General features: G+C 61.3%; 22 protein-coding genes and 1 pseudogene. 12 read left to right on the top strand and 11 right to left on the bottom strand.

Annotated elements, in window-relative coordinates; translation table 11 throughout:
* Window positions 1–81: 81 nt before the first annotated feature.
* The gene (locus ASD95_RS23015; protein ID WP_056727637.1) at window positions 82–975 is read left to right on the top strand and encodes a LysR substrate-binding domain-containing protein; all 894 of its coding nucleotides are present in this window, start codon (window positions 82–84) and stop codon (window positions 973–975) included.
* Here ASD95_RS23015 and ASD95_RS23020 read toward each other — a convergent pair.
* The 5 genes from ASD95_RS23020 to ASD95_RS23040 all read right to left on the bottom strand — a co-directional run bounded on the left by ASD95_RS23020 (window position 941) and on the right by ASD95_RS23040 (window position 6,353).
* Window positions 941–1,555: a GNAT family N-acetyltransferase gene (locus tag ASD95_RS23020; RefSeq protein WP_056727640.1), complete on the bottom strand. Its 615-nt coding sequence runs from the start codon at window positions 1,553–1,555 to the stop codon at window positions 941–943. The two genes, ASD95_RS23015 and ASD95_RS23020, sit on opposite strands and share 35 nt — an antisense overlap.
* 14 nt (window positions 1,556–1,569) lie before the next feature.
* Window positions 1,570–3,825, bottom strand: coding sequence for an Orn/Lys/Arg decarboxylase N-terminal domain-containing protein (locus tag ASD95_RS23025; RefSeq protein WP_056727642.1), 2,256 nt, complete (start codon window positions 3,823–3,825; stop codon window positions 1,570–1,572).
* A 282-nt stretch (window positions 3,826–4,107) separates the two neighbouring features.
* Window positions 4,108–4,866: a DNA polymerase III subunit epsilon gene (gene dnaQ / locus ASD95_RS23030; RefSeq protein WP_056727644.1), complete on the bottom strand. Its 759-nt coding sequence runs from the start codon at window positions 4,864–4,866 to the stop codon at window positions 4,108–4,110.
* A gap of 182 nt (window positions 4,867–5,048) precedes the next feature.
* Window positions 5,049–5,501: a ribonuclease HI gene (rnhA, locus tag ASD95_RS23035; protein WP_007979123.1), complete on the bottom strand. Its 453-nt coding sequence runs from the start codon at window positions 5,499–5,501 to the stop codon at window positions 5,049–5,051.
* A gap of 93 nt (window positions 5,502–5,594) precedes the next feature.
* Entirely contained in the window at window positions 5,595–6,353 is a 759-nt protein-coding gene (locus ASD95_RS23040; RefSeq protein ID WP_007988453.1) for a class I SAM-dependent methyltransferase, read from the bottom strand.
* 65 nt (window positions 6,354–6,418) lie between these two features.
* Here ASD95_RS23040 and gloB point away from each other — a divergent pair, with 65 nt between their 5' ends.
* From gloB to fabI, 8 genes are all read left to right on the top strand, one after another.
* Window positions 6,419–7,186 carry a hydroxyacylglutathione hydrolase gene (gloB, locus tag ASD95_RS23045; RefSeq protein ID WP_056727645.1) on the top strand — a complete coding sequence of 256 codons (768 nt, stop codon included), beginning with the start codon at window positions 6,419–6,421 and terminating at the stop codon, window positions 7,184–7,186.
* 99 nt (window positions 7,187–7,285) lie between these two features.
* On the top strand, window positions 7,286–8,716 hold the full coding sequence (locus ASD95_RS23050; RefSeq protein WP_056727647.1) for a transglycosylase SLT domain-containing protein: 1,431 nt from the start codon (window positions 7,286–7,288) through the stop codon (window positions 8,714–8,716).
* Between the two features lie 180 nt (window positions 8,717–8,896).
* Entirely contained in the window at window positions 8,897–10,726 is a 1,830-nt protein-coding gene (locus tag ASD95_RS23055; protein ID WP_056727649.1) for an extracellular solute-binding protein, read from the top strand.
* Window positions 10,723–12,564, top strand: coding sequence for an extracellular solute-binding protein (locus ASD95_RS23060; protein WP_056727651.1), 1,842 nt, complete (start codon window positions 10,723–10,725; stop codon window positions 12,562–12,564). The genes ASD95_RS23055 and ASD95_RS23060 overlap by 4 nt, the downstream gene beginning before the upstream one ends.
* Before the next feature lie 4 nt (window positions 12,565–12,568).
* Window positions 12,569–13,642 carry a microcin C ABC transporter permease YejB gene (locus ASD95_RS23065; RefSeq protein ID WP_007979116.1) on the top strand — a complete coding sequence of 358 codons (1,074 nt, stop codon included), beginning with the start codon at window positions 12,569–12,571 and terminating at the stop codon, window positions 13,640–13,642.
* A gap of 1 nt (window position 13,643) precedes the next feature.
* Window positions 13,644–14,663 carry an ABC transporter permease gene (locus ASD95_RS23070; RefSeq protein ID WP_056727653.1) on the top strand — a complete coding sequence of 340 codons (1,020 nt, stop codon included), beginning with the start codon at window positions 13,644–13,646 and terminating at the stop codon, window positions 14,661–14,663.
* 1 nt (window position 14,664) lies between these two features.
* Window positions 14,665–16,275, top strand: coding sequence for an ABC transporter ATP-binding protein (locus ASD95_RS23075; RefSeq protein WP_056727655.1), 1,611 nt, complete (start codon window positions 14,665–14,667; stop codon window positions 16,273–16,275).
* A 19-nt stretch (window positions 16,276–16,294) separates the two neighbouring features.
* Complete coding sequence (gene fabI / locus ASD95_RS23080) at window positions 16,295–17,089, top strand: enoyl-ACP reductase FabI (RefSeq protein ID WP_056727657.1); 795 nt, start codon at window positions 16,295–16,297, stop codon at window positions 17,087–17,089.
* A gap of 134 nt (window positions 17,090–17,223) precedes the next feature.
* Here the strand turns inward: fabI and ASD95_RS23085 are convergent.
* Window positions 17,224–17,870: pseudogene (locus tag ASD95_RS23085) on the bottom strand (LysR family transcriptional regulator).
* Between the two features lie 112 nt (window positions 17,871–17,982).
* On the opposite strand from ASD95_RS23085, the gene ASD95_RS23090 reads away from it, so the two are divergent.
* On the top strand, window positions 17,983–18,408 hold the full coding sequence (locus tag ASD95_RS23090) for a VOC family protein (protein WP_056727659.1): 426 nt from the start codon (window positions 17,983–17,985) through the stop codon (window positions 18,406–18,408).
* A 123-nt stretch (window positions 18,409–18,531) separates the two neighbouring features.
* Here the strand turns inward: ASD95_RS23090 and ASD95_RS23095 are convergent, their stop codons facing one another.
* The 5 genes from ASD95_RS23095 to ASD95_RS23115 all read right to left on the bottom strand — a co-directional run bounded on the left by ASD95_RS23095 (window position 18,532) and on the right by ASD95_RS23115 (window position 23,729).
* A complete protein-coding gene (locus ASD95_RS23095; protein ID WP_056727661.1) occupies window positions 18,532–19,113 on the bottom strand; it encodes a GGDEF domain-containing protein in 582 nt (193 codons plus the stop codon).
* A 74-nt stretch (window positions 19,114–19,187) separates the two neighbouring features.
* Window positions 19,188–19,769, bottom strand: a complete 582-nt coding sequence (locus ASD95_RS23100; RefSeq protein WP_056727663.1) for a hypothetical protein — start codon at window positions 19,767–19,769, stop codon at window positions 19,188–19,190.
* A gap of 1 nt (window position 19,770) precedes the next feature.
* Window positions 19,771–21,939, bottom strand: a complete 2,169-nt coding sequence (locus tag ASD95_RS23105; RefSeq protein ID WP_056727665.1) for a xanthine dehydrogenase family protein molybdopterin-binding subunit — start codon at window positions 21,937–21,939, stop codon at window positions 19,771–19,773.
* Between the two features lie 7 nt (window positions 21,940–21,946).
* Window positions 21,947–22,402 (bottom strand): (2Fe-2S)-binding protein, encoded by a 456-nt coding sequence (locus ASD95_RS23110; protein ID WP_056727666.1) that lies wholly within the window; start codon window positions 22,400–22,402, stop codon window positions 21,947–21,949.
* A gap of 172 nt (window positions 22,403–22,574) precedes the next feature.
* On the bottom strand, window positions 22,575–23,729 hold the full coding sequence (locus tag ASD95_RS23115) for an NnrS family protein (protein ID WP_056727668.1): 1,155 nt from the start codon (window positions 23,727–23,729) through the stop codon (window positions 22,575–22,577).
* 367 nt (window positions 23,730–24,096) lie between these two features.
* On the opposite strand from ASD95_RS23115, the gene ASD95_RS23120 reads away from it, so the two are divergent.
* Together ASD95_RS23120 and ASD95_RS23125 are read left to right on the top strand one after the other, a co-directional pair.
* Window positions 24,097–24,600: a VOC family protein gene (locus ASD95_RS23120; protein ID WP_056727670.1), complete on the top strand. Its 504-nt coding sequence runs from the start codon at window positions 24,097–24,099 to the stop codon at window positions 24,598–24,600.
* A 33-nt stretch (window positions 24,601–24,633) separates the two neighbouring features.
* The gene (locus tag ASD95_RS23125) at window positions 24,634–25,467 is read left to right on the top strand and encodes a helix-turn-helix transcriptional regulator (RefSeq protein WP_056727672.1); all 834 of its coding nucleotides are present in this window, start codon (window positions 24,634–24,636) and stop codon (window positions 25,465–25,467) included.
* Window positions 25,468–26,092 lie beyond the last annotated feature (625 nt).

Here is a 26,092-nt window from a genome sequence, read left to right on the forward strand (position 1 = left end):
TTATGAGCAGAAGTCATATGCGCGGACTTGGGGTAGGATTCAGCCACTGACTCCTCCACCTGCTGAACATGGACTTCACGCATGCGCTTACGCCATATCGAAGTGATCCAGGCGCTCTTGCAGACCGGTCACCTGGGCACCGCCGCCGAATGGCTGCAGTTGCCAGTGGCCGAAGTCGAGCGCTTGCTGCGCGACGCCGAGGATCAGTTGGGTTTCATGCTGTTCGCCAGCGTGCGCGGGCGATTGCAGGCCACCCGCGAAGCACGGGAACTGCAGGTGGAAATTGTCCGGGTCTACGACGCGCTCGAACCGGTGCAGCGCCTGGCCAACAGCCTCAGGCAATACCTGGCGCCGCCGCTGCGCATCATCTGCACCCCGCCCCTGGCCAACCAATTGCTGCCACACAGTATCGCAGCCCTGCGCCGACGCCTGCCCGACGCGCCTTGCACTCTGCTGAGCCAGCCCACCCGCGACATCGTCAGAAGCCTGCTGCTGCGTGAAAGCGATCTGGGCCTGAGCCTGCATGACCCCGATCACGCCGACCTCGATTGCCAGGTGATTGCCCAAGGCAAACTCCAGCTGCTCGCCCCCCATGGCTGGCTGCAACCGAAACAGAAATACATTTCACTGCAGGATCTGGCCGGTCAATCGATGATTGGCCTGGAGGGGCACGACCCGTTGAGCCCGGCGCTGGAAAACAAACTGCATGGCTTGCGGCCTGCCCCGGTGATCCAGACCCGGGTCCAGACGCATCAGATGATGCGCAGTATGGTCGAGGCCGGCGAAGGGCTGGCCATCGTCGACCCCTTCACCGCCCTCGGCGCCAAAGCCTCGGGCCTGGACGCCTGCCCGCTGGCACCAGCGATCCCGGTCAGTCTCTACGCCCTGACCCTGAAAAACGCCGAACCCTCTCCGGCGGTTCAGGCACTGTTGGCCATCGTCACGGAACAAGCCGCGGCGATGCTGACGAACTGAACGGGTTTTCCAGCGGATTTTCGAACAATCGATACCAGAACAGCGCCACTTCGGCGGTGTTCGGATCGATGCCGCGATAGCGCAGGTGGTCGATCCCGCCGATCACGTAACCGCAGCGCTCATAGAGCCTGCAGGCCCCCAGGTTGTTGTTCTGGGTTTCGAGCATGATGCCCGGGAGTTTCTTCTTGCGGCTCCAGAATTGCGCCACATCCAGCAGGGCCTTGGCCACACCATGTCGCCGGGCCGGTGCGTGCACCGCCAGTTCGTCGATATGGGCAAAGCCGTTCCAGTTGGTACTGACCACCAGGTGCCCCACGGGCTGGTCATCCAGATACGCCATGAAAATCGCGCTATCGGCGGCATCGCGATAGCTGCTGAATTCCTCGGGATCGATGCCGTAGCACTTGCGATAAGGCGTGATCGGGGTGACCTGCCACTGGGCCACCGGCGCTCCTATTTGTGCCGCACCGTAGGCCGCGACTTCAAAACTGAAATCACTGCCCCAGATATAGGCGGCAAAACCTTCGTCGGCAACCCGTACCGACAACCCTGGATAATTCGGATTTATTACCGGTTGCATGCTGGGAAAGGTCCTCATTCCTTGATGCAATCGACGGTGTAGCACCGTCCACTGCCCTGATCTTCATGTTGCAATCCGTGCACATCAGCGACGAACCCCGGAAAACTGCTATCAAACGTGCGGGCAAACGCCAGGTAATCGATGATCGAGCGGGTCGACTCGGTAAAACGCTCGCCCGGCATGATCAGCGGAATGCCGGGCGGGTACGGCACCAGCATCACCGCGGCGATCCGCCCGTCCAGCGCATCGATCGACACGGCTTCGACTTCACCTCGCACCAATTGATCATAGGCGTCCGCCGGCTTCATCGCGACTTCCGGCAGTACGGTGTACATGCGCTTGAGGTGCCTGGCGGTGGCATTGCTGCGATAACAGGCATGCAACTGATCACACAGATCACGCAGCCCCATGCCCTGATAGCGAGCGACATTCTCTTGCGCCACGCAAGGCAGGCAGTTGGCCAGACTGACGTTGGCGTCGTAGCTGCGCTTGAACTCCAGCAGCTCGGTGAGCAGCGTACTCCACTTGCCCTTGGTGATGCCCATGGAGAACAACACCAGGAACGAATACAGCCCGGTCTTCTCGACCACCAGGCCGCGCTCCCAAAGGAACTTGCTGACCACCGCCGCCGGAATCCCGCGCTCGCTGAGGGCGCCACCGGCGGTCAACCCCGGCATCACCAGCGTGACCTTGATCGGGTCGAGCAGCACATAATCGTCGGTCACGCCGCCAAAGCCGTGCCAGTCGGCATCGGGTTGCAGCAACCAGTCCTCGGTGACGACCCGCTCGATGCCTTGCGCCGTCGGCGGTTGCCAGATCGAGAACCACCAGTCATCCGCGGCAATGTGCTGGCGCAAATTGGCCAGCGCCCGGCGAAAACTCAGGGCTTCGTCGAACATTTCCTGCAACAGCGAACGCCCGGCCGGCCCTTCCATCATCGCCGACGCCACATCCAGCGAGGCGATGATGCCGTACTGCGGCGAGGTCGAGATGTGCATCATGAACGCTTCGTTGAAGCGATCCCGGTCCAGTTGCCGCGCACCGCCATCGCGCACGTGAATCATCGATGCCTGACTGAAGGCCGCCAGCAACTTGTGGGTCGAATGGGTGGTGAACACCAGTGGGCTGTCCTCATCACGGGAGGTGCCCATACCGTAGCGCCCGGCAAAGAACTCATGAAACGCCGCATAGGCGTACCAGGCCTCGTCGAAGTGCAACACCTCAACGCTATTGCCCAGTTGCTGCCTGATCAGCTCGGCGTTGTAGCAGAGGCCGTCATAGGTCGAATTGGTCACCACCGCGAGCTTGACCTTCGGTGAACGGCCCTTGGTCAGCGGGCTGGCGTCGATCTTGGCCTGGATCGATTCGCGACTGAACTCACTCAGGGGAATCGGGCCGATGATCCCCAGTTCATTACGCTCCGGACACAGGTACAGCGGGATCGCGCCGGTCATGATGATCGAGTGCAGCACCGACTTGTGGCAATTGCGATCCACCAGCACCAGGTCATCGCGGGCGACCACCGAGTGCCAGACAATCTTGTTGGCCGTGGAGGTGCCATTGATCACGAAAAAGGTGTGATCGGCGCCAAAATTGCGTGCCGCGCGGGCCTCGGCTTCAGCCAGGGGACCCGTGTGATCGAGCAAGGAGCCGAGCTCCGGCACCGACACCGAAAGATCCGAGCGCAGGGTGTTTTCCCCGAAAAACTGGTGAAACGCCTGCCCGACCGGACTTTTGTGATACGCCACGCCACCGCCGTGACCAGGGGTGTGCCAGGAGTAATTGGAATCGGCCGTGTGTTGCACCAGCGCCTTGAAAAACGGCGGCAGCAAGCCATCGAGGTATTTGCGCGCGGCGCGGGCCACCTGCCGGGCGAGAAAGGGCACGGTGTCCTCAAACAGATAAAGAATGCCGCGCAACTGATTGAGCTCGGCCATTGCATCGGCGGGCGCGTTTTCCAGGGTCACCTTTTCGCCCAGGGCGAAGATCGGCAGATCCGGCGCACGCACCCGCGCCAGACCGATCAGTTCGGCCATGTTTTGTAACAAATGGGAGTGGGTACTGGCGTCCTCGGAGGCAATCAACATGCAGGACAGGCCATGGTAAGTCGATGCCACCAAACGTCCTTCGGTGTAGTCCACCGCCGAAACGACGCTGAACCCTTCCTGCTCCAGCTCCCGGGCAATCCCCCGCACGCGGTCGCCGGCGACGCTGTCGGCCTTGATGTCGCGATGGACAATCAGCACCGGGAATTTCAAGTCTTTGTACATGAGGCTCAGTGTCCCGAGGCGGCAGACCAGAGCCTGCCAATCACCTCAGGGTAGAGTGTTGCAGAGAATGTGGCGAGTGTGATGCCCATGTTCGGTCACCGCACGCACCATTCTGTGGCAACGGAGAGCTTCCCTGTGGCGAGGGAGCTTGCTCCCGCTGGGTCGCGAAGCGGCCCCCGGCGTACTTTCTGACATACTTTGCATGCAGGTTTCACGTCGGCTTCGCCGCCGAGCGGGAGCAAGCTCCCTCGCCACAAAGAGTGTGCGTTTGAAAATGTGGGATTACGCCTGCGCTTCAGCCTCGGCCAGTTGCACCCACAACGCCGGGGCACCCGCGGATTTGCCGATGACTTCCAGGCGGGCCGCGTGGCGGGCCAGGTCGTCTTCGCTGGCGCGGATGATGCGCGTCGGCTGGCGGTTCGCCGGCAAACGGCGAATCTCGGTAGCCGAGTTGTCCGCCCCTTCACCGGAGCCATTGCCATCGGAGGCGTTGCCGGCCAGGGACAGACTGGTCTGCCCCCCGGTCATGGTCAGGTAGACGTCGGCGAGAATCTCGGAGTCGAGCAAGGCGCCGTGCAGTTCACGGCCGGAGTTGTCGACGCCATAGCGCTTGCACAGGGCATCGAGGCTGTTGCGCTGCCCCGGGTGACGTTCCCGGGCCATCATCAGGGTGTCGAGGATCGAGCAGTGCTGCGTGATGTCCGCGCGGTCCTGCTGGCCCATCAGAGCGAATTCGTTGTTGATGAAGCCAACGTCGAACGCCGCGTTATGGATGATCAGCTGCGCGCCCTTGATGAACTCGAAGAACTCTTCGGCCACCTCGGCAAAACGCGGCTTGCCCACGAGGAATTCGTTGGTGATGCCGTGGACGCCGATGGCGCCTTCGTCACTTTCGCGATCCGGTTGCAGGTACACGTGAAAGTGCCGGCCCGTCAGGCGTCGGCCGATCAACTCGACACAACCGATTTCGATAATCCGGTGGCCGTCGGTCACCGGCATGCCGGTGGTTTCGGTGTCGAGTACAACGGATCTGGTGGCCATCAGTGCTCAGCTCTCAATCGGTATTCGGGCAAAAGCCGCGATATTAACACGGTCCCTGTAGGAGCTGCCGCAGGCTGCGATCTTTTGAGCTGGCTTTTGATTTTCTGCGGCCTAAAAAAGATCAAGATCAAAAGATCGTCCGATCGCGGCCCGAGCTTTCGGCAGCTCCTACATGAGGTTGATCAGCCCTGCTTGTACCCACGCACTTCATCCACGCCACGGTTGGCCAACTGGTCGGCCCGTTCGTTGCCGTGATGGCCAATGTGTCCGCGCACCCATTTCCAGGTGACCTTGTGGCGGTTGACCTGCTCGTCGAGCAGCTTCCACAGGTCAGCGTTTTTCACCGGTTCCTTCGCCGCGGTTTTCCAGCCGCGCTTCTTCCAGTTGTCCATCCACTCGTTGATGCCTTTCATCACGTACTGGGAGTCGGTCACCAGCAGCACCTCGCAGGGACGCTTGAGCTCTTCCAGGCCACGAATCGCGCCCATCAGTTCCATGCGGTTGTTGGTGGTGTTGGCTTCGCCGCCCCAGAGTTCCTTTTCGACGCCCTTGCATACCAGCAGTGCGCCCCAGCCGCCAGGGCCCGGGTTGCCTTTGCAGGCGCCGTCGGTGAACAGTTCTACGCTATCGCTCATGCCAATCTATCCAGGAAAATGCGCTGGCCCGCCGATCGCTGATCGACGACGCCCGAAGCCGGGACAGGCCCGGCTGCAAATGAAAAGTGTGTATTACGGTTCGATGTTGCGCCGGTTGACCTTGGCCATCGGCAACGGGATCAGCTTGCCCATCGGTTCGCGCCGCTCCTGGCGGACAGGTCGCAGGCCCACCACGATCTTGCGCGCCACCAATAAATAGAAGCCGCCGCCCGACAGTTGCCAGTCACCGGCCTTGCGCTCCCAACCGGCCAGACGGGTCTGCCACGCCGGCGACGCAAGCGGCGGACGATAGCACCCGAAGCGGCGTTTCTCCAGTGCGAAGCCCAGCAGGTTAAGCCAGTCCGCGACCCGTGACGGCGAAATGCAGCGCGCCTTGCGCAGCGCATCCTGGGCAAACACATGCCGCAGTCCCCAACTGCTCCAGGGATTGATGCCAATGATCAGCAAATGCCCGCCAGGGCGTACGCTGCTGGCCGCCTCGCGCAGCAGGCCGTGGGGCGACAGGCAGAAATCCAGGCCATGTTGCAGCACCACCACATCGGCGGCATGCTCGCTCAATGGCCAGGCCTGTTCCTCACAAACGATCTCGACCCCCGGCAACGGCGCGCCAAGGCGCACATTGCGCTGCACCTGCGGGGCCGACGGCGGGGTCTGGGCCGAGGGACCGTAATGCACCAGATAGCCACCAAAGAACCGCCCGAGCTCGTCTTCGAGCATGCGCCGCTCTTCGTCCAGCAGAAATTGCCCGAGGGGACCGGCCAGCCACTCGCGGGCCGCGCTGATCAACGCCAGCCAGTCAGGATCGGCTTGTGCGAACGCTTTATCAGTCATTGCATTCTCCAACGCGCCAGGAAGTTCTAAGATGCGCCAATGTTTTCCGCTTGGCGAATCCGACGATGATACAGATCACTGCCCTGCCCGCCTTCACCGACAACTACATCTGGTTGTTACAAGACCACGGCAGCAAGCGCTGCGCGGTCGTCGACCCGGGTGATGCCGCCCCCGTGCAAGCCTGGCTCGCGGCCAATCCGGGCTGGGTACTGAGTGATATTTTGATCACTCATCACCATCATGACCACGTCGGCGGCGTCGAACAGCTGAAAAAAGCGACGGACGCGAAAGTCTATGGTCCGGCCAGCGAAACGATCCCGGCGCGGGACGTTGCACTCAAGGACAACGACAAGGTCAGCGTGCTCGGCTGGGACTTCGACGTCCTCGCGGTCCCTGGTCACACCCTGGGGCACATCGCCTATTACCATCACGGCTTGCTGTTCTGCGGCGACACACTGTTTGCCGCCGGCTGCGGACGCTTGTTCGAAGGCACGCCACAGCAAATGTACAGCTCGCTGACACGCCTTGCCGGCTTGCCTGACGACACGCTGGTCTACTGCACCCACGAATACACCCTCGGCAACCTGAAGTTTGCAGCGGCCGTCGAACCGAACAACCCGGACACCGCCGAGCGCCTGGCCAAAGTCACCCGCCAACGGGAATCAGGGATCATGACGCTGCCCTCGACACTGGCACTGGAAAAGCTCACAAACCCGTTTTTGCGCTCTGGCGAAACATCCGTTAAAGAAAAAGCGGACGAACGGACCAGCACCGATAACTCGGCGCCCGATATGGTTTTTGCTGCGCTTCGAGCGTGGAAAGACAGGTTCTAAAGGGGCTTCTCGAGATTGCAACAATTCTGAAAGGTTGACCGCACAGGGTGCGCTTTCTAGAATCGCCCGACATTTTTGCCCGGAACTTACTTCCAGCCAATGTCGTCACCTATTCGCAAAGCCATCAGTTCAGACGCATTGACCCGCTTGGCTCAAGCCATAGCGGTGGCTGTGTCCGCCACCCTGGCGGGCTGTTCCAGCCATGCGCCGCAGACCGATGCGGCGCACGCGCAGAACATCGCCGCGCGCGCCAAGCAGAAGCCGATCTGGCTCAGCGAAAAACCCAGCCCGCAAATTCCCCAGGACGTCTGGGAGCGCATGCGCCAGGGCTTCCAGCTGCAGGACGGACTGGGCGTCAACCCGCGCATCGAGCAACAGCGCCTGTGGTTCGCCAGCAATCCATCTTTCCTCGAAAACGCTGGCGAGCGTGGCAGCCTCTACATTCACTACATCGTCGAGCGCCTTGAAGAACGCAACATGCCGCTGGAACTGGCCCTGCTGCCAGTGATTGAAAGTGCCTACAACCCGATGGCCTATTCCCGGGCCAACGCGGTGGGTCTTTGGCAGTTCATCCCATCCACCGGGCGTTACTTCAACCTGCGTCAAACCCGTTTCTATGATGGTCGTCGCGATATCACCGCGTCGACCACCGCAGCGCTGGATTACCTGACCCGCCTGCACGACATGTTCAACGGCGACTGGATGCTTGCCCTGGCGGCCTACAACGCCGGCGAAGGCACCGTCAGCCGGGCCATCGAGCGCAACGAGCGCCTCGGCCTGCCAACCGACTACTGGAACCTGCCGCTGCCCGCCGAAACCCAGGCCTACGTGCCCAAGTTGCTGGCACTGTCGCAGGTGGTGATGGCGCCGGATGCCTATGGCGTGAACCTCAATCCGATCGCCAACGAACCTTATTTCAAGGTCGTCGAAATCAACCAGCGCATGGACCTATCCAAGGTTGCTGAAGTTGCCAACATCGACGAAGACGAACTGTTCCAGCTCAACCCGGCCTTCAAGCAACGCACCACCATCGACGGCCCGCAACACCTGCTGGTCCCGACCTCCAAGGCGCAACTGCTGACCAGCAGCCTGCAGACCATGCGCCCTGAAGAACTGATCAGCAAGAAATCGCTCAAGCCGGTCTTCGAAGGCGCCGACGCTCCCCAGGTCGCCAGCGTCAAGCGTTCCTACCGGGTCAAGCGGGGTGACAACCTGGGCTCCATCGCCAAGGCCAACAACGTCGACGTGAAGGACCTGCAACGCTGGAACAAACTGACCGGCAAGAACCTCAAGCCCGGCCAGACCCTGGTCATGCAGGACACCAGCAAGCGCAACTCCGGGCGCGTCAACACCGTGGTTGCAGCCAATACCAAGAAGCAGCAGACCAAGTACAAGGTCCAGCAAGGCGACTCGTTGTACATCGTGGCCAAGCGCTTCAACGTTGAGATGCAGCACCTCAAGCGCTGGAACCCGCGTGTCGGCCAGGCGCTCAAGCCTGGTCAGATGTTGACGGTGGCCAATCCGCATTAAAAAAACAGCCCCTCAATCCAGGGGCTTTTTCATACCTTCACAGTTTTGTGGGCAGCACAAAAACCTGTGGGGATTGTTGCTTGGCCAATACTGCGCATTAAGCCCCTGTCTTTTTCCTGTCCATACAAGCTGTTACTGTACGGTCCACAAAGCCCAAGCCGCCTGGATCGGATCCCCTATTTGAAGCGTCCCCTCCTCTTCCTGATCAGCCTGGCCTTGAGCTCCACCGCAAGCGCGACGATCAGCGAAAGCCATGGTTATGCGCAGTTCGGCACGCTCAAGTACCCGGCCCGATTTACCCACTTCGACTGGGTCAACCCGCAAGCGCCCAAGGGCGGTACGTTGCGGGTCATGGCGTTCGGCACCTTCGATACACTCAACCCCTACACCTTCAAGGGCACCAGCCCGGTCACCACACCGAGTTTCCTGCAATACGGCATCAACGAACTCAACGAGCCGCTGATGGTCGGCACCGGGCAATACGCGCCGTCGGGCGACGAGCCCGCGTCCAGCTATGGCCTGATCGCCCAGTCGGTGGAGTACAACGAGAACCGCAGTTGGGTGGTGTTCAACCTGCGTCCCGAAGCACGCTTCCATGATGGCACGCCGATCACCGCCTACGACGTCGCGTTCTCCTATCGCGTGCTGCTCAAGGAGGGCCATCCGCTGTACCGCACCAGCCTTCAGGAAGTGTCGCGGGTCGACATCCTCAACCCCCGGCGCATCCGTTTCGTGTTCAAGCGTGCCGGCAATCCGCTGCTGATCCTGCGCCTGGGTGAAATGCCGGTGCTGGCGCAGCATTACTGGAAAGGCCGCGATTTCAAGGCCACCACCTTCGAGCCGCCGCTGGGCAGCGGGCCGTATCGCATCACCTCGGTCACGCCAGGGCGGCAGATCGCCTTTGAACGGGTGAAGGATTACTGGGGCAAGGACCTGCCGGTCAATCGCGGCAAGTACAACTTCGACCGCATGGAGGTCGAGTTCTACCGCGACAGCGACGTCGCGTTCGAGGCATTCAAGGCCGGTGAATTCGATATCTATATCGAGCATCAGGCGAAGAACTGGGGCAGCGGCTACAACTTCCCCGCCATACGCCGCGGCGAGGTGATCAAGGCACAGATTCCCCATCAGATCCCGACCCAGACCCAAGGCTTGTTCATGAACAGTCGCCGTCCGGCTTTCTCGGACGCCAAGGTCCGCGAAGCCCTGGGGCTGATGTTCAACTTTGAGTGGACCAACCGCACGCTGTTCGGCGGCGCCTACCAACGCGCCATGAGCTACTACCCCAATAGCGAGTTCTCGGCCAGCGGTTTGCCGGTCGGGCATGAATGGCTGTTACTCAAGCCCTATCGCGAGCAACTGCCGGCCAGGCTCTTTACCGAACCGTTCAGCCTGCCGCAGACCGACGGCCGCAGCATCCCCCGGGAGACCTTGCGCAAGGCCCTCGGTTTGCTCGCCGAAGCCGGCTGGAAGCTCAATGGCCAGCATCTGCAAAACGCCGCAGGACAGCCGTTGCGACTGGAGCTGCTGCTGGTCAACCCGAACCTGGAACGCATCCTCCAGCCTTACGTCGAGACCCTGGCCAGTATCGGTATCGATGCGCGGCTGCGCACAGTCGACCGTGCGCAATACAAGCAGCGCCTCGACCAGTTCGATTTCGACATGATTCTGATGACCCTCAACCAGACGCTCAGCCCCGGCCTGGAACAATGGCAGTACTTTCACTCCAGCCAGGCCGGGGTCAAGGGCAGCAAGAACTTCGCCGGCATATCCAACCCGGTGGTCGACCACTTGCTCGAGCAGTTGCTGGCCGCCCGGACCCGCGATGAGCAAGTCGCCGCCGGCAAGGCCCTCGACCGCGTGCTGCTGTGGCAGCACTACATCGTTCCCAACTGGTACCTCAATTATCACCGTCTGGCGTACCGCAATCGGCTCGCCTTCGTCACCACGCCGCCCTACACCCTGGGTCTGAACGCGTGGTGGCTGAAATCTTCGGAGAAAGATCAATGAGACCCATCCGTGCCCTGCTCCTGCAGGCCAGCGGCCTGCTGTTCGCCGGGCTGGCCTGCGCAGCCCCGCAACATGCCGTGACCCTGTACAACGAGCCGCCGAAATACCCGGCCGATTTCAAACACTTCGACTACGTGAATCCGGACGCGCCCAAGGGCGGGATTTTCCGTCAAGCCGGTTTCGGTGGCTTCGACAGTCTCAACCCTTTCATCAGCAAAGGCGTGCCCGCGGACGATATCGGCAACATCTACGACACCCTGGCCAAACAAGGCCTGGACGAGCCGTTTACCGAGTACGGCTTGATCGCCCGCCTGATCGAGAAAGCTCCGGACAACGCCTGGGTGCGCTTCTACCTGCGCCCGGAGGCACGCTTCCATGACGGCCATCCGATTCGCGCCGAAGACGTGGTGTTCAGCTTCCAGATGCTGACCAAGGACGGCGCGCCGATGTACCGCGGCTACTACAACGACGTGGCCGAAGTGGTCGCCGAAGACCCGCTGACCGTACTGTTCAAGTTCAAGCACACCAACAACCGCGAGCTGCCGCTGATCCTCGGCCAGTTGCCGGTGCTGCCCAAGCACTGGTGGGCCGACCGCGACTTCAACAAGGGCAATCTGGAAATTCCGCTGGGCAGCGGCCCGTACAAGGTCAGCGAAGTGAAGGCCGGACGCTCGGTGCGTTACGAACGGGTCAAGGACTACTGGGGCAAGGACCTGCCGGTCAATCGGGGCTTCTACAACTTCGACGTGATGACCACCGATTACTACCGCGACAACACCGTGGCCCTGGAAGCACTCAAGGCCGGACAGTTCGACTACTGGCTGGAAATGACCGCGAAGAACTGGGCCAATGCCTACAACGTTGCGGCGGTCACTGAAGGACGACTGGTCAAGGAACAGATTCCCAACGGCAATCCCACCGGCATGCAAGGCTTCGTGTTCAACATGCGCCGCCCGGTGTTCCAGGATGTGCGTGTGCGCCAGGCCCTGTCACTGTTGCTGGATTTCGAATGGACCAACAAGCAACTGTTCAACGGTGCCTACGCGCGCACCCGCAGTTACTTCGAGAACTCGGAAATGGCCGCCACCGGACTGCCTGACGCCGATCAACTGGCGATCCTCGAACCGTTGCGCGCCAAGCTGGCGCCGCAAGTGTTCAACGAAGCGTTCCAGAACCCGACCACCGACGGCAGCGGCATGATCCGCGCCCAGCAACGGCAAGCCTATCAACTGTTGCAGGAGGCCGGCTGGCGCATCGTCGATGACAAGATGGTCGACGCCACCGGCAAGCCCGTGGTCATCGAGTTCCTGTTGGCCCAGACCGAATTCGAACGGGTGCTGCTGCCGTTCAAGCGCAACCTGAGCGACCTGGGCATCGACCTGGTGATTCGCCGGGTCGACGTCTCGCAGTACATCAACCGTGTGCGCTCCCGGGACTTCGACATGATCGTCGGCAGCTTCCCGCAGTCCAACTCGCCGGGTAACGAACAGCGGGAATTCTGGATGTCGGACGCCGCCGACAAGCCCGGCAGCCGCAACTCCATGGGCCTGAAAGATCCGGTGGTCGATCAACTGGTCGAGCAACTGATCAACGCCGATTCGCGCAACAGCCTGGTGGCCCACGCCCGTGCGCTGGACCGGGTGCTGCAATGGGGCTATTACGTAATACCCAACTGGCACATCAAGACCTGGCGCGTGGCGTACTGGAACCACATCGGCCATCCCAAGGTCTCGCCCAAGTACGACATCGGCACGGCCACCTGGTGGGTCAAGCCCGATATCAAGCCGGCAATAGAAGTCGAAACCACACTGCAGGCCGATCCTGCGGGCACGGAGTAATCAGATGCTGGCGTACATTTTTCGGCGACTGTTGCTGATCATTCCGACCCTGTTCGGCATTTTGCTGATCAACTTCGTGATCATTCAGGCCGCCCCGGGCGGGCCGGTGGAGCAGATGATCGCCAAGCTCGAAGGCTTCGAAGGCGCCACCAGCCGCATCGCCGGCGGGGGTGCCGAAGTCTCGGTGGCAGGCTCGGCCTATCGCGGCGCCCAAGGCCTGGACCCGGCGCTGATCAAGGAAATCGAGCACATGTACGGCTTCGACAAATCGGCGCCGGAACGCTTGTGGATCATGGTCAAGAACTATGCGTCCCTGGATTTCGGCGACAGCTTCTTCCGCGACGCCAAGGTCATCGACCTGATCAAGGAAAAGATGCCGGTGTCGATCTCTCTCGGGCTGTGGAGCACGCTGATCATGTACCTGGTGTCGATCCCGCTGGGGATCGCCAAGGCCACGCGACACGGCAGCCACTTCGACGTCTGGACCAGTTCGGCGATCATCGTCGGCTACGCGATCCCGGCGTTCCTGTTCGCCATCCTTTTGATCGTGGTATTCGCCGGTGGCAGTTATCTGGACTGGTTCCCCTTGCGCGGGCTGACCTCGAACAACTTCGATGAACTGAGCATGGGCGGCAAGATCCTCGATTACTTCTGGCACCTGGCGCTGCCGGTGACCGCGCTGGTGATCGGCAACTTCGCGACCATGACCCTGCTGACCAAGAACAGCTTCCTCGACGAAATCAACAAGCAGTACGTGATTACCGCCCGGGCCAAAGGCCTGACCAACCACCGCGTGCTGTACGGCCACGTGTTCCGCAATGCCATGCTGCTGGTGATCGCCGGATTTCCCTCGGCCTTCATCGGCATATTTTTCACCGGCTCGTTGCTGGTGGAGGTGATCTTCTCCCTCGACGGCCTCGGCCTGATGAGTTTCGAGGCAGCGATCAACCGCGATTACCCGGTGGTGTTCGGCACGCTGTTCATCTTCACCCTGCTCGGGCTGGTGGTAAAACTGATCGGCGACCTCACCTACACCTTTGTCGATCCGCGCATCGACTTCGAAAGCCGGGAGCATTGAGATGAACCTGTCCCCTCTCAATCGCCGACGCTTCGAACTGTTCAAGGCCAACAAGCGTGGCTGGTGGTCGCTGTGGCTGTTCCTGGTCCTGTTCGGCGCCAGCCTGGGCGCCGAGTTGATCGCCAACGACAAGCCGCTGGTGGTGCACTACGACAACAACTGGTACTTCCCGGCGCTCAAGCGCTACCCGGAAACCACCTTCGGCGGCGAATTTCCGCTGGAGGCCAATTACAAGAGCCCGTACATCCGCGAACTGCTCAAGGCCAAGGACGCCTGGGTGCTGTGGGCGCCGATCCCCTACAGCTACCAGAGCATCAACTACGACCTGAAAGTCCCGGCCCCGGCCCCGCCCTCGGCGGACAATCTGCTGGGCACCGACGATCAGGGCCGCGACGTGTTGGCCCGGGTGATCTACGGCTTCCGCATTTCGGTGCTGTTCGCCCTGACCCTGACCGTGTTCAGCTCGATCATCGGCGTGATCGCCGGCGCCTTGCAGGGCTTCTACGGGGGCTGGGTGGACCTGGCCGGACAGCGCTTCCTGGAGATCTGGTCCGGACTACCGGTGCTGTACCTGCTGATCATCCTTGCCAGTTTCGTGCAGCCCAACTTCTGGTGGTTGCTGGGGATCATGCTGCTGTTCTCGTGGATGAGCCTGGTGGACGTGGTGCGCGCCGAGTTCCTGCGCGGGCGCAACCTGGAATACGTGCGCGCCGCCCGCGCCCTGGGCATGCAAAACGGCGCGATCATGTTCCGCCACATTTTGCCCAACGCGATGGTCTCGACCATGACCTTCATGCCGTTCATCCTCACCGGCGCCATCGGTACACTGACCGCCCTGGACTTCCTTGGCTTCGGTTTGCCGGCGGGCAGCCCGTCTTTGGGTGAACTGGTGGCCCAGGGCAAATCCAACCTGCAGGCGCCGTGGCTGGGTATCAGCGCCTTTGCTGTGCTGGCCTTGATGTTGAGTCTGCTGGTGTTCATCGGCGAGTCCGCTCGCGATGCCTTCGACCCGAGGAAGTGAAATGAATCAGGACAATCTGATCGAAGTGCGCGACCTGTCCGTCGAATTCGTCGTCGGCAATCGCTGCCAACGGGCGGTCGAAGGCGTCAGCTTCGACATCAAGCGCGGCGAAACCCTGGCCCTGGTCGGCGAGAGCGGTTCCGGCAAGTCGGTCACCGCACACTCGATCCTGCGCCTGCTGCCCTACCCGCTCGCCCGGCATCCGTCCGGCACCATCGAATATTCCGGGCAGAACCTGCTGGACCTGAAAGAAAAAACCATCCGCCACATTCGCGGCAACCGGATTGCGATGATCTTCCAGGAGCCGATGACCTCGCTCAACCCGCTGCACTCGATCGAGAAGCAGATCAACGAGGTGCTGGGCATCCACAAGGGCCTGACCGGCAAGGTCGCGACCAAGCGCACCCTGGAACTGCTGGAGATGGTCGGCATCCCCGAGCCGCACAAGCGCCTCAAGGCCCTGCCCCACGAATTGTCCGGCGGCCAGCGCCAACGGGTGATGATCGCCATGGCCCTGGCCAACGAGCCGGAACTGCTGATTGCCGACGAGCCGACCACCGCGCTGGACGTGACCGTCCAGCTGAAAATCCTCGAATTGCTCAAGCAATTGCAGGCCCGTTTGGGCATGGCGCTGCTACTGATCAGCCATGATTTGAACCTTGTGCGAAGAATTGCGCATCGCGTATGTGTCATGCAGCAAGGTTGCATCGTCGAACAGGCATCGTGCGAAGAACTGTTCCGCGCGCCGCAGCATCCGTACACTCGGGAACTGCTGGCAGCGGAGCCCGACGGCAAGCCTGCAAGCAACGTGATCGGCCCGCCCTTGCTGGCGGTCGAAGACCTGAAAGTCTGGTTTCCGATCAAGAAAGGCCTGTTCAAGCGCACGGTGGATTACGTCAAGGCGGTCGACGGCATCAATTTCAGCCTGCCCCAGGGCCAGACCCTGGGGATCGTGGGAGAAAGCGGTTCCGGCAAATCGACCCTGGGCCTGGCGATTTTGCGGTTGATCGCCAGCAAAGGCGCCATCCGCTTTGAAGGCCAGCCGCTAGACTGCCTGACGCAGCAACAGGTACGGCCGCTGCGGCGGGAGATGCAAGTGGTGTTTCAGGACCCGTTCGGCAGCCTGAGCCCGCGGATGTGCGTGAGCCAGATCGTTGGCGAGGGCCTGCGGATCCACAAGATGGGCACCGAGGCGCAACAGGAACAAGCGATTATTGCGGCACTCAAGGAGGTAGGTCTGGATCCGGAAACCCGGCACCGCTACCCCCACGAATTTTCCGGCGGGCAACGGCAGAGAATCGCCATTGCCCGGGCATTGGTGTTAAAACCGGCGTTGATTTTGCTGGACGAGCCGACTTCGGCCCTCGACCGCACGGTACAACGCCAGGTAGTGGAGCTTTTGCGTTCACTGCAAAGCAAGTACAACCTGACGTATCTGTTTATCAGCCATGACCTGGCTGTGGTGAAAGCGCTGAGCCACCAGTTGATGGTGGTCAAGCATGGCCAAGTGGTCGAACAGGGAGACGCGCAAAGCATTTTTGCCGCCCCCCAACATCCGTATACACAGCAGTTGCTGGAAGCCGCTTTTTTGGCTCCGGCCACTGCGCAATAACCTGAAAGAGGAGCAACACATGGGTTTTCTCGCCGGTAAGCGCGTACTGATCGTCGGTGTCGCCAGCAAGCTGTCCATCGCATCCGGCATCGCTGCCGCCATGCATCGCGAGGGCGCTGAGCTTGCCTTCACTTATCAGAACGACAAACTCAAGGGTCGTGTCGAAGAGTTCGCACAAGGCTGGGGTTCGAACCCTGAGCTGTGCTTCCCGTGCGACGTGGCCAGCGATGAAGAAATCGCCAAGGTCTTCGAAGCACTGAGCAAGAAGTGGGACGGCCTGGACTGCATCGTGCACTCCGTCGGCTTCGCCCCGGGCGACCAACTGGACGGCGACTTCACCGAAGCCACCACCCGCGAAGGTTTCCGCATCGCTCACGACATCAGCGCCTACAGCTTCGTGGCCCTGGCCAAGGCCGGCCGCGAAATGATGAAAGGCCGCAACGGCAGCCTGCTGACCCTGTCGTACCTGGGCGCCGAGCGCACCATGCCGAACTACAACGTCATGGGCATGGCCAAGGCTTCCCTGGAAGCTGGCGTACGCTACCTGGCCGGCTCCCTGGGCCCGGACGGTACTCGCGTCAACTGCGTATCGGCAGGTCCGATCCGCACCCTCGCCGCTTCCGGCATCAAGAACTTCCGCAAGATGCTGGCCGCCAACGAAGCGCAAACCCCACTGCGCCGCAACGTCACCATCGAAGAAGTCGGCAACGCCGGCGCCTTCCTGTGCTCGGACCTGGCGTCCGGCATCAGCGGTGAAATCATGTACGTGGACGGTGGTTTCAACACCACGGCCATGGGCAGCATCGAAGAGTAATCTTCGGTCAGCCCATAAAAAACCCGCCTGTTTTGGCGGGTTTTTTATGGGCACCACAATCAAAAGATCGCAGCCTTCGGCAGCTCCTACAGAGATCTGTGTAGGAGCTGCCGAAGGCTGCGATCTTTTAACCTTCAGAGCAAGCAGTTCGCAAACAACCGCTGAATCGGCTGATTACGCTGGCTGTAACGCTGCAACAAGACAATCTCTCGAAAGAAGGTCAGCTCGCCCAATCGGATCACCCTGACCTTCGCCCCATGCTCAAGCCACAACCCGGCCTCCGGCAACAGGGAAACCCCCAAGCCACACTCGACCATTTTCACGATGGCCTCCAGTTCATCCAGTTCCAGCGCCACCTTTACCTCGATCTGCCGCTCCCGCAGAAACCGCGTCACCAGCCGCCCGCCGAATGAATTGCGGTCGTAGCGCACATGAGGGTGCTCGGCGAGCAGTTGCAGCGGATCACCTGGGGCAGGAGCCCGGTCTGGGCGGTGGCCACTGCGCCGACTTTCAGTTCGCCACGGTACTCGCTGACATCGTCACTGACGGCCATGCGGCTGAAGGTCTCGAGCATTTCCCTGGCCATCGGCAACGCTCGCTGCCCCGCCGCATTGAGCAGCGCCTGGCGGCCGGTGCGGTCGAACAGACGGATGCCAAGAGCCTGTTCCAGATTGCGAATCTGCGCGCTCACCGCCGACTGTGTCAGGCCGATGTGCATGCCGGCGGCGGCGAAGGTTCCGTAACGCGCCACGGCGATAAAGGTTTTCAGTTCTCGCAGCATGGCGACCTCGATTGATCGAAATAATTTGAGCTCGATGCAAAAATTATCGTCTTTCAATCAAGAATCACAGGACTAAACTCGACACATTCCCAGCCACACCGAGGTAAGCCTGATGCAACTGTCCCCTTTTCACTTGGCCATCCCGGTCTACGACTTGGCGGCCGCCCGACAATTCTACGGTTCAGTGTTTGGCCTGGAAGAAGGTCGTTCAAGCGAGCATTGGGTGGATTTCAATTTTTTCGGCCATCAACTGGTGATTCACCTGGCACCGAAAAACCCCGCGCAAGAAGCCGCGCACACCAATGCCGTGGATGGTCACGATGTACCGGTGCCGCATTTTGGCGTGGTGCTCGGGATGGCCGAGTGGGAGGTGCTGGCCGAGCGGTTGAAGTCACTGGGGACGCGCTTCGTGATCGAACCGGGGATTCGTTTTCAGGGGCTGGTGGGCGAACAGGCGACGATGTTTCTGTTTGATCCTTGCGGGAATGCGCTGGAGTTCAAGGCGTTCAAGGACATTGGGCAGTTGTTTGCCAAGTGAAAGTTGTGGTGCCTGTTCGGGCCTCTTCGCGGGCAAGCCCGCTCCCACAGGGATTGAGTGAACAATACTGGCCTGTGTGGGAGCGAGCCTGCTCGCGAAGAGGCCCGCTAATACAACACCGCCCTAACGGCTCATCACCCGCTCGGCCTCCTCAAGCAGTTCCTCGATTGAGTCATGAACAATGGGGTCATATTCGACCTGGGTAACGCTGAACCGAATGTCATAGCTGCGATGCGCCGTGGCGTTGCGCTCATCGAGCATCTCAGCGAGCCGTGCCTTGATCGCCGCAATCTCCACGGCGCTGGACCCGGTCAGCAGCGCCACGAACCGGTCGCCGTCGAGTCGGCCGACCACATCGTTTTCACGAAAGCCGATCCGCAGGACATCGGCGAACGTCCTGAGTGCGTCGTCACCTTTGTCCCGGCCATACAGATAGCAGATGAGCTTGAATTCATCGAGGCTGAAGTACAGCAGCGTCGCCGGGGTCTCCAGCTGTCGACAGACGTCCAGCCCGAGTTGGGCCAGAGCGATGAAACCATGGCGATTGGACAGCAGCGTCAACTCGTCCATGCTCGCCATCTGCACCCCTGCCAGTTCTTGTTCTGCCTGGCGAGCCAGTTCGCGCAAGCGTTCACGCTCTTGCTGTGGCGTGAGCAGCGGGTTGGCTGGTCGGCCCGATTTGCCTGTTTTGCCTGAGATCAACATCGTTCACTCCCTTGGCGGGTATGTACGTTAGAGTCGCCCATACCCACATTGACTCCCTGTAAGCGTGCCGCTGGTCAGCTACCCGCCACCGGACACGGTCCTCCCGCATCGGCCCAGCGCTTGAACCGGGTGACGAAAATATCGTGAGGGACCGGCACCGGCGCGCGATTGCCGCCGGGGTTCCAGCCCCACAGCACCAGCTTGTCGTCGCTGACATGCTTGATCAGCGCGGCAAAATCCCGATCGCCGTTGCTGGAGCGATCCTTGATCATCGCGCACAGCCGGTCGGCGGGCAGGCCGATCCAGGCCATGCGGTGCGCGGCCGGAGGCAAACTCCAGTGCGGCGCACCCGGTGGCGCGTGAGGTCCGTAACTGGCCGGCGGATTGCTTTCGGCATGACATGTGGCACAAGGCAACCCGGCCGAGCCTTTGCCGTCCATGCCCCGCACGACATTCATGGCATGGGGAACGCCGGCATCGAATTGCAGCGGCGATTCCCCGGGAATGTGGCAGTTCTGGCAACGGGGGCTCTGGAAGACCTTCTGCACAGTATCGAACGCCTGCAAGGCCTCGCGGTCATCGGCGAACACGTGGGAGGCGTAGGCGACGAGAACGATCAGGATCACCGTCCCAACCAACCAGTGATGTCGTTTCATTTCACACCCCCGACAGCTGCAAGGGCAGCTCCCGCAGGCGCTGCCCGGTCAAGGCAAACACCGCGTTGGCCACCGCCGGCGCCATGGGTGGCACACCGGCCTCGCCGATACCGCCGGGTTTGTCACTGCTGGGCACGATATGCACTTCGACCACCGGCATTTCGTTGAGCCGCAGCACCTGATAGTCGTGATAGTTGGACTGCACCACCTGCCCGTCCTTGAGCGTCAGCTTGCTGTGCAAGGCGAAGCTGAGGCCAAAGGTAATGCACGACTCCATCTGCGCGGCGATGCTCTGCGGATTGACTGCAATACCGCAGTCCACCGCACAGATCACCCGGTGCACGCGGATGGCGAGGTTGTCCTGGGACACCTCGGCCACCTGGGCCACGTAGCTGCCGAACGACTCATGCACCGCCACACCCAGGGCATGGCCGTCCGGCAGCGGCGCGGTCCAGTTGGCCTTCTCCACCGCGAGGTTCAGCACACCGAGGTGGCGCGGATGGTCCTTGAGCAAGGTGCGCCGATATTCCACCGGATCCTTGCCGGCCGCCGTGGCCAGCTCATCGATCAGCGATTCCATGACGAACGCGGTGTGGGTGTGCCCCACCGAACGCAGCCACAACACGCTGATGCCGGTTTGCGGGGAGTGCAGTTCGATCTGGTGATTGGCCAGTCCTTCGAAGTAAGGGCTGTCGGCCACGCCTTCGACGGAGGTCTTGTCGATCCCGTCCTTGACCATGGTCGCTTCAAGCGAGGTCCCGGCCATGATCGACTGTCCGACCATCACATGTTTCCAGGCCAGTGGCAGACCGTCGGCGCCCACCCCGATAAGCGCATGGTGCAGGAACGCCGAGCGGTAATAGCCGCCCCGGATGTCGTCCTCCCGCGCCCACACGGTTTTCACCGGCGCACCGGCGGCCTTGGCGACATACACCGCTTCACTGACGAAGTCCGACGTCGGATTGGCCCGGCGCCCGAAGCCGCCGCCGAGAAACTCGGTATGGATCACCACCTGTTCCGGTTTGAGACCGGTGATTTTCCCGGCGACTATCTGGTCCAGGGTCTGGAACTGGGTGCCGGTCCAGATTTCGCATTTGTCCTGGGTAATGCTCACCGTGCAGTTCAGCGGTTCCATCGGCGCGTGGGCCAGATACGGCACACTGTATTCAACGTCGATCCTCCTGGTCGCTTTCGCCAGCGCAGCCTGGGTATCCCCCGCCTGACCGGCGTTGGTGCCTGAGGTGGTGGCGAGTTTGCGGAAGCTTTCCAGCAGCGCCTGGCTATTGAGCCCGGCGTTCGGTCCCGGATCCCACTCGATTTTCAGCGCATCGCGCCCCAGCTTCGCCGCCCAGAAATGATCGGCAATCACCGCAATACCCGTCGGTACTTGCACCACTTTGTGCACCCCCGGAATCGCCAGCGCTTCGGCGCCCTCAAAGGATTTGACGCTGCCGCCGAAGGTGGGTGAGCGGGCGACCATCGCAGTCATCAGCCCGTCAAACTGCACGTCCATGCCGAATTTCGCACGGCCAGTGATTTTTTCCGGTGTGTCCAGACGCTTGGTGGGCTTGCCGATCAGCCGCCAGTCTTTCGCGTCCTTGAGCTTGATCGAAGCCGGATCTGGCCGTGGCAACTGCCCGGCGTCATCGGCCAATTCGCCATAGGTGGCACGGTGTTCACCGGCAATAACCACCCCCGATTCGGTATGAATCTCGGATGGCGCGACGTTGAAACGCTTGGCCGCCGCTTCGATCAACATCAAGCGCGCCGCCGCGCCGGCCTGGCGATAGCGGTCGAACTCCATCCAGGTGGACGTCGAGCCGCCGGTGATTTGCATCCCGCCAAAGCCTGGCAGGCCGTAGTCGGCGGCCGAGGCCGGGGAATGCTCGACGCGGATTTTCGTCCAGTCGGCGTCCAGTTCTTCAGCGATCAGCATGGTCAGGCCGGTCCAGATGCCCTGGCCCATTTCCGAGTGGCCGAGCAACACGGTGACACTGTTGTCGTTGCCAATGCGCAGGAAGGCGTTGGGCGCAAACACGTTGCCCTGGTTCTCCGCGCCCATGGCGAAACGGTGCGCACCGGGCATGGCAAACGCGACCACCAGTCCACCGCCCAGCACGGCACTGCCCTTGAGAAAACCACGACGGGATAATGCGTTGATGATGTTCATGGCCACCTCAACCCAGCTCGGCGGCGCGTTTGACCGCCGCACGGATCCGCGGGTAAGTGCCGCAACGGCAGATGTTGCCGGACAGCGCCTGATCGATGTCGTTGTCGGTTGGCTTCGGAATCTTCGCCAGCAATGCCGCCGCCGACATGATCTGCCCGGACTGGCAGTAACCACACTGAACCACGTCAAGCTCCGCCCAGGCCTGTTGCACCGGGTGCGAGCCGTCCGCGGAAAGGCCTTCGATGGTGAGAATTTTTTGCCCATGGGCCACGGCCGTGGCCGGTGTGATGCACGAGCGCAGCGGCGCGCCATCGACGTGTACGGTGCAAGCCCCGCATTGGGCGATGCCACAGCCGAACTTGGTGCCGGTGAGGTGGGCAACATCGCGCAAGACCCAGAGCAGCGGCATGTCGGCGGGGACATCCAGCTCCTGATCCTGGCCATTGATGTTCAGGGTCAGCATGGCGCAGTTCCTCAGACTCAGGGTGATCTGAAGGGGCGTCGCTGCGGCCTTGTAAAACCTGCGCGCGCCTCAGGCTATCCCTTCAGCTAAGCGCAAATTTGCCGGCAGGCCGTGGCGCATCGACCACCGGTCATGAAAAAGCCGCCTCGAAAGGCGGCCCTGAAGGTCTTGGCTAGAGCCTCGGCCCCAATAAAATGCCGGTGTAGCGCCAGACAAAAACACCGAAAGCGCTACACCACAGCAACGCCGACAGCGCCAGGCCATGACTGGAAAACGGCACCAACCACACTCGAAATACACCCGCCAGCAGCAACAGGGAAAACCCCGCGACGATCGCTTTGGACGGCTGCAACAAGCGCCCGGTATGCCCCAGGCTGACCCGGGCGATCATCGCCAGAACCAGCCCGCCGATGCCGCCGACGGCCAGCGCATGGGTGGCCAGGCTTTGTTGCGGCATCCAGCCCAGGTGCCACAGCGCCATGGCCAGCGTCGCCACCGCTAGCCAGGCGTAAGCCAGGTACAGCGACCACAGCAGCGGCACGCGCCACAGGCCGCGATCATGCCAGCGCCACAATCGCAGCAGATGCAAACCGCTGATCAACGCAAACATCAGCGCCAGCCACACCCGTGGGACGTCATTCAAACCGGCGGCAAAGGACACCGCTGCCAGCATGGCGCTGATCAGCAACACCTTGCCCGGCAATGGATGGGCAGCAGGCGTTGCGGGACGGTTCAAGCCGCGCTGGATAAAAAAAGGAATCACCCGCCCGCCGATCACGCTCATCAGCGCACCCACCAGCCACAAGGCAGCCAGCACGCCATGACGTTGCAGATTGGCGTCTTCAACGGCGAGCCCCAGCAACGTCAACGCCTGACACCCGGCCAGCAGCGTCACCATCAACAGAATCGGATAATTCTCGCGCTTGCCCGCCGCCAGCAGATCGCGCCCCAACGCCCACGCCAGCAACGGCAGAAACGGAACCTGCAAGGCCAGCAGCCAGGGCGCAGGTATCGGCAGGCACCAGGCCAGCCGTGCCAGCAGCCACACCAGCACCAGGCCGATCAGCGGCCAACCCTTGAGCCCTGGCCGGCCGGTCCAGTTGGGCACCGCCGTGAGCAGGAACCCGGCAATGATGGCCGTGGCAAATCCGAAAGGCATTTCATGTCGATGCCAGGCGAGCATGCCGCCCACCGGCTGCGCAGCGGGCAAGCGGCCGTACAGCCACAAGGCCCAGATCGCGATGGCGATGGCCGCGAACCCGGCCCCCGCCAGAAAGAAGGGGCGAAAGCCCAGGCTGAAGACTGGTGCAACGGCAAGCCGACGCATCAAGCCACCACTCGAGCCGGGAACTGGCTCAGGCGATACGCGCCGAGCATACGGCTCGACCATTGAAGAACGTTCCGAGGGTTGCTGAAGAAGTTGAACATTGTGCGTACTCCTGAAGGCGTTCAGTTGCACCTTTACCTCTTCAAGTCCCGTGCCAGCTTTTTGCCCCTTTAAATCCAGGCACTTGCGCATATACGAGTCATAACGACCCACGGCAAAAATAGTCTGTTTGACTCCACTTAAAGTCATTTTGACTACCGTCACGCTACCCTGCGGCAATTTTCTCGATCTACGGTACGGCCAGACGACCAGAGGCTGACTACGCTGAAAGTCCGGAACATGCGTTACCTGCAGAGGAGCTGGCGCCATGCTACGCGTACAAAAACTCACGCCCTGCCTGTGGTTCGACGATCAGGCCGAAGAGGCGGCGAAATTCTATTGCTCGATCTTCGACCACTCGAAAATCACTGCCATCACCCATTACGGCCACGCCGGATTCGAGTTCCACGGCCGGCCCGTGGGTTCGGTCATGACCGTCAGCTTCGAGCTCGACGGGCAGAGTTTCACCGGCCTCAACGGCGGGCCTTTATTCAAGTTCAGCGAAGCGGTTTCGTTTCAGGTCAATTGCCTGACACAGGATGAAGTCGATCATTACTGGGGCAACCTGTCGGCCGGTGGCGCGCCCGAAGCCCAGCAATGCGGTTGGCTCAAGGACAAGTTCGGGCTGTCGTGGCAGATCGTCCCCGTCGCGATGATGGACATGATCAAGGACCCCGACACGAAGAAATCCCAGCGGGCCATGCAGGCGATGATGCAGATGAAAAAACTCGATATCGCCACACTGCAACGAGCCTTTGACGGCGAGAGCTAATACACTCGGGCGCTGACCTGCCGAGGAGTGAGCATGAAGCACGCCGTTGCCAAGAACGCCGACAAGGCCCCGCGCTTCTGGCGTGATGATGCCCTGCCCTTCATCGAAGCCCGCTCCATCGCCGACGGGCGCGAAGTCTGCTACACCCGGCACGCCCACGAGCACTTTTCCATCGGGGCGATCACCGCCGGGCGCAGTACTTATCTGCATGAGCAGTCGGCGTTCGAGGTCGGCGTCGGCACGGTGGTGCTGATGAACCCCGGCGACGTCCACGCCTGCAACCCGATCGAAGACCAACCCTGGTCGTACCTGATGCTGTACGTCGATACGCCGTGGCTGACCGATTTGCAGCATCAGCTCGGGCTCAGCGATGACGCGGCGTTTCGCCGCTTTTCCCTGACCCATACCCGCGACGCCCACCTGTTTGCCGGCCTCGCGGGTTTGTATGAGGTGCTGGTCGATCCACAGCAAGACGTGCTGCGCAAACACAGCGTGGCCGTGGAGTTCTTTACCGAGGTTCAACTACGACTCAACCCGGCAGCCCAGCCGCTGCGCGAACCCAACTTCAAGCTGGAGCGCGCGGCCGATTACATCCGTGACCACTGCACGCAAACCCTCAGGCTCGAAGACATTTGCCAGGCGGCGCAACTGTCGCCGTCCTACCTGATCCGCGCCTTCAAGCAGCATTACGGCATGACGCCCCACGCGTTCCTGGTGAACCGGCGCATCCAGTTCGCCCAGGATCAATTGCGCAGCGGCAAGCTGATCGCGGACGTGGCACTGGAAGCGGGGTTCGCCGATCAGGCGCATTTTCAACGGGCATTCAAACAACACCTGGCGGCGACGCCGGGGCAGTATCGGGGGTGAGCCATCTGATCACCACGCCCGCTCGGGAAACTCGGCCTTGCGCAGCGGATGCGCACTGACAGGCAATAGTGCTGTCCGTCCATTGGGTTCGGTGCGGCCCTGAAATACCTCACCGCTTTGGCCAACCAATCGATAGGAATACGACGGCAGCTTGTTGCCCCATTCGTCGACTAGGAGGTAGCGCCCAAATCCTNCGGCCCTGAAATACCTCACCGCTTTGGCCAACCAATCGATAGGAATACGACGGCAGCTTGTTGCCCCATTCGTCGACTAGGAGGTAGCGCCCAAATCCTGCCTGGTCAGGCTCGGGCAGCCAATCGGGCAATAGCTGTGGACGGCGGCCTTGGCAGTTGGCGTAACGCCAAACATCGAAACAATCGCGATCACGCCCGGTCCGAATAGTTTGTAGCTTCAAGAAAACAGGATGCCATTTACCATCCGCCACGACGGTACCGTCGGGATAGGTAAAGGTGGTGTGGTTACCTTTTTTCTTTACTTTTGGTCCCGCTGAATAGATTACAAAATCGGGATGCAGAACCGGTTCGAAATACACTTGCCGCGCCTGCGTTGCTTGATAGCTGAGATAGATATCACCCTCTCCCGCGAGGCTGATACGCTTGCTGTA

It is taken from the genome of Pseudomonas sp. Root71 (assembly GCF_001429045.1).
Lineage (GTDB): Bacteria > Pseudomonadota > Gammaproteobacteria > Pseudomonadales > Pseudomonadaceae > Aquipseudomonas > Aquipseudomonas monachiensis.